This window comes from Streptomyces sp. DvalAA-14, from assembly GCF_900091855.1.
Classification (GTDB): Bacteria; Actinomycetota; Actinomycetes; order Streptomycetales; family Streptomycetaceae; genus Actinacidiphila.
The window spans coordinates 1-4596 of the sequence record NZ_FMCH01000163.1 but is presented as its reverse complement, the minus strand read 5'-3'; the positions used below and the strand labels follow the sequence as shown (position 1 = coordinate 4596).

Annotated in this window: 3 protein-coding genes; 2 read left to right on the top strand and 1 reads right to left on the bottom strand. The window is 69.0% G+C overall.

Translation table 11 applies throughout. The features are described from left to right. Positions 1-65 precede the first annotated feature (65 nt). Positions 66-1454, bottom strand: a complete 1389-nt coding sequence (locus tag GA0115240_RS07970; RefSeq protein ID WP_237554699.1) for an arabinofuranosidase catalytic domain-containing protein — start codon at positions 1452-1454, stop codon at positions 66-68. A 1335-nt stretch (positions 1455-2789) separates the two neighbouring features. Between GA0115240_RS07970 and GA0115240_RS07965 the strand changes: the two genes are divergently transcribed. Both GA0115240_RS07965 and GA0115240_RS07960 read left to right on the top strand, forming a co-directional pair. Beyond that, on the top strand, positions 2790-3008 hold the full coding sequence (locus tag GA0115240_RS07965; protein ID WP_093735952.1) for an MbtH family protein: 219 nt from the start codon (positions 2790-2792) through the stop codon (positions 3006-3008). Between the two features lie 37 nt (positions 3009-3045). Beyond that, positions 3046-4596: condensation domain-containing protein (locus tag GA0115240_RS07960; protein ID WP_256069602.1), on the top strand; the 1551-nt coding region annotated here is incomplete at its 3' end.

Here is a 4596-nt window from a genome sequence, read left to right as displayed (position 1 = left end):
GAGAGGTGGTGCGGGGCGGGCGCGGCCGGGTGCGGTGCGCTGCCGCCGGCCCGCCCGCCCGGGCCTCAGTGCAGGGCGAACTTCTGGGCGGCGGTGCCGTTGCAGTCCCAGATCTGCAGGCGCGTGCCGTTGGCGGTGGCGCCGCTCGGCGAGTCGAGACACCGGCCGGACTGCGGATTGAGCAGCGAACCGTCCGACTGCTGGGTCCACACCTGGCCGCCCACACCATTGCAGTCCCACAGCTCGACCTTGGTACCGGCGGCGGTGCCGTTGCCGTTGATGTCCAGGCAGCGGCCGATGGTGCTCAGCGAGCCGTTGGTGTGGTGGGTCCAGAACTGGTCCTCCGCCCAGGACTGGCAGTTCCACAGCTGGACGGCGGCTCCGTCCACCCCGGTGTCGTCGGCGGCGACATCGACGCACTGACCGCCCGGACCGGTGATCTCACCCTGCGGACCGTTGGGAACGTTGGTCTCACCGGAGTAGCCGACCGAGACGACGTTCGCCTGGACCGCGTTCTCGGCGGCGTCGGTCGGGAAACCGGCCACCATCACGCCCTCGAAGAACGTGCCCATGTTCCAGTTGCTGTTGTCACCGCCGGTGCCCAGGATGATGCCGCCTTCCTGGTGCATCGGCGTATAACCGCCCCGGGTCGGCAAGGCGCCGTTCCACCAGGTCGACAGGCCGCCGGACTGCGAGTTGCCGCCCTTGAGGGCGTACGTCGTCTGCCCGTTGTTCTTGAGGACGGCTGTGACGAACGTGCTCTTGTTGCCGGCGTTCGCGGTGTTGGAGCCGTTGTTGCCCTGGAACATGCCGTTCTCCATGTCGGCCTCGACCCAGGGACCGGTGCCGGTGCACGGCGCGAAGTAGCAGGTGGTGGCGATGCTCACCGCGTCCATGTGGCCGTTGCCGGTGTCGGCCGGCGTGCTCTCGGCGTTGCCGTAGTCGAAGCAGCAGGCGGAGCCGACGTGCGTACCGCTGGCCACCATGTAGGCGCCCTCGGGCTGGCCGTTCACCGCGACGCCGGAGGCCGCACCGGCCGAGCGGTAGCCGACTCCCGGCGAGATCCAGATGCCGTAGACCTTGTGGCCGCCGGCCGTGACCGACAGTTCGGCCGCATCGGCGCCCCGGTCGGCCCCCATGCCGGCGGTGCCCGCGGGCCCCGGGGTCAGATTGTTGTGCCGCGACGTCTGGTCGTAGATCTTCGTGATGCGGCACGTGGTGTCCGCGCAGAACGCGTCCTGCTGCGCGGCGTTCGCGTAACCGCCCTGGGCCAGCAGCCCGATGTCGGCGGTGCCCCCGTTGGAGGCACGGGTGACCTGGTAGAGGGGCCCGTTGTACGCGGCGAACAGCGCCCGGGTCGTACTGTGCGCGGCCACGCACGGCGTGCCGGCGGCGGCGTAGATGTCGCACGGCCCCGAACCGGCGGCCTGCGCCGACCCGGGAAGACCGAGCATGGCACCGAGGAGAAGCCCGACGGACGCCACGGCGGCGAGCAGCGCCCGCCGATACCGAAGCACCGCGCGGCCGGCGCCGCCCGCGCCGCCCGCGACCTCTCGGGCCGCTCGTGCGGCATTCACCGAGCTCACCGCTCTCACGGCTCTCACCGATCTCACGGCTCTCACAACGGCAGATCTCTTTCCGCGCATGGCGTGCTCCTGGATGGGGGGAGGGAGCGAGCTCTGACTCGTCCGCGCGGCAGTGCAGTTGACACTGCCCGACGACTGGCACGGAAGCTACGCGCACTGGTCGATTGCGTCAACATTTGTTGCTTTTATTTTTTCGCGTCCCGCCGAACTGTCTGAATCTGTTGCTTTCCCCGGATCGTCGGGGCAGGGCGCGCAGCCGAGCGGCGCAGCACAAGGCGTCGAAGACGCCGCTCACGCGCCGCCCGGGGCGGGCTGTTCGGCGCGGGTGCGGAGGGCGGCGCGGACTTTGGCCCGGCCGCGGAGGGCGACGTGAGCGCGGGTGTCGGCGGGGGCGGCTCGGTCGCCGAGCCCGGGCATCCACACCTCACCCGCCCCTCCGCAAGCCGGAGGGCGATTTCCGCTGGCTCCCCGTCCGTACCCGCTGTACGTCCAAGGTCGTAGATCTCGTCGCGAGCGGCGACGGGCAGGGGGCGGCAGCCGCCGGTTCGGATCGGGCGGGCGGGGGGCGTCGGCCGGAAACATCGTGGACACATGGGCACGCGAGGTGCTCGCGTGACGGGTGGTAATGGGGGCGCCCGGCCGCCGTTTCGCCGTGCGACGCTCTGACGTGCACGGGAAGGCGCCTTTCGGTTCGGTAGTTCCATGGCCTATGCCAACTGCCTTTGCCCACGGCTTCACTGCGGCGATCGTCGGTTTCCGGTCAGTGGTTTGGCCATTCTTGTGCCGCCGTCGAGTCGGCCGAAGCCGATCGGGTATCCCCGGTTCGGACCGTCCGTCATGTTCTGGCCCCGCATTTATTCAAGGGATTATTTGTTGTATACCTCAACTGCGGGAGAAGTCCCAGTTGAGGAGGTTGGGCGGCCGGCTTCGAAAATTTGTCCGGCATGGGCGGGCGGCCGTATACCCCGGCTCGCGGAGGTGAATCAAGGTGGCACGGAGTGACCGCTCATCCGCGAAACTAATCGGCCATTCCTGGCCTCAACTGTCATCTTCCGGTGAGGGGAAGACGGCTGTTGTACGCTGGCCGGGCCGTAATCCCAGAACTATTGTCGTACCGGCTGGAATGCCTTACCGGAAGGGGGGAACCAGCCAGTCCGACACGATCGGCAAAGTCAGTGAACAGCGATGTGGGGGAGTTCTTCGATGGCGAATCCGTTCGACGACGAAACCGCGCGTTTCCTCGTTCTGGTCAATGACGAGCGGCAGTATTCCCTGTGGCCCGCCGACGCGGCGGTGCCGGCCGGGTGGCACGTGGCGCTCGCGGAGAGTTCGCACGCCGACTGCGTGAGCTTCGTCGAATCCACCTGGACGGACATGCGGCCGGCCAGCCTGGCCGCGGCGATGGACGCCCCCGGGGACTAGGCCCTGGGGGGCCCGTGCCCGCGGTACGGACGACGTCGTGTCGGGGTATGCGGGCTTTCCGGTGGACGGTGGTCCGAACGCGGTGGTCCGAACCCGGTGGTCCGGACGCGATCCCTTTATCGCCCGGTGCGGCGCCGCCGCATGCGCGCTCCCTTCTCTCCACTTCGCAGACTTCACGAACGGCGGAATTGGCATGCCCGAAATCGATTCCCGTATCCTGCCGCTGACCTACGCGCAACAGGGTGTGTGGTTCAGCCAGCACCTGGACCCGACAAGTCCGAAGTACAACATCAGCGAATGCTTCGAAGTGGCCGGCCGTGTCGATGAGAACGCGTTCGCCGAAGCCGTGGCGACGGCCGTGGAAGAGTGCGAATCGCTGCACGTCGAGTTCTTCACGGTCGATGGCCTGCCGTATCAGCGCCAGTTGCCGACCCGCCGGATACCGCCGACGCTCGTCGATCTGACCGGGCATTCCGATCCGCCCGCCGCGGCCGAAAGACTCATGGCCGAAGACCTGCGCAGACCGGCCGACCCGACCCGGCCCGCCGAACTCTTCGTTCACCTCCTGATCAAATTGGCCGAGGACCGGTACTTCTGGTATTCGCGCTATCACCACCTGGTGATGGACGGACTCAGCGTTTCGCTCATGGGCCACCGGGTGGCCGAGGTGTATACGGCCCGTGTGCACGGGACGGCCGCCGAGCCGCGGAACACCTCGCTGCGGGCGCTGGTGGACAGCGATCAGACGTACCGGGAGTCCCCGGAGTACGCCCGTGACCGCGCCTACTGGGCGGACCGCTTCCCGGACTTCCCGGCGCCGGAGACCCTGCTGCCGCGGCGCGCGGCCGCGACCGGCGTTGCGACCGGCGTCACGGGCGGCGCCGGGACCGGACCGGACGCCGGCCCCCCGACCGGCACAGAAACCGGCCCGGACGCCCCTCCGCTCCTGCATGTCGCGGAAGGGCTCGGCGCCGAGGTGCTGGCCGGGCTGAAGGCCGTCGGCCGCGCCGCCCGGACCAGCTGGTCGGCCGTCGCGGTGGCCGCCACCGCGCTGCACGTCGCGCGGGCCACCGGCGCCGCCGACGTCATGCTGGGCCTCACCACGAACGGACGCGCCGGCGCCCTCGGCGACATTCCCGGAATGACCGCCAATGTCGTCCCGTTGCATGTACGCATATCCCCCGGCATGACGGTCGGCGAACTCGTCAAGGACGTCGCGGCGGAAATCCGCGGCGCCCTGCGCCACCGCCGCTATTCCCGCGAGATGTTGGTCCGGGACATGAAGATCTCCGGCGGTCCGAATCCCATGACCAGCCTGGTGGTCAATGTCATGCCGTACGACTACGGCTTGGTGTTCGGTGATGCCCCGGCGAAGTCCCGCATCCTGTCCACCGGGCCGGTGGACGAAATCGCGTTCTTCCTCTCCGAGCGGTCCGAAGGCATGGGCCCCCTCATCGGCTTCGACGCGAATCCCGATCTTTATCCGCCGGAAAGCCTGGCCCCGCACCAGCGCGCCATCGTCGGCCTGTTGACCTCGCTCTCCCACGCGCGACCCGAAACGCCGGTCGCCGCCCTCGACGCCGTATCG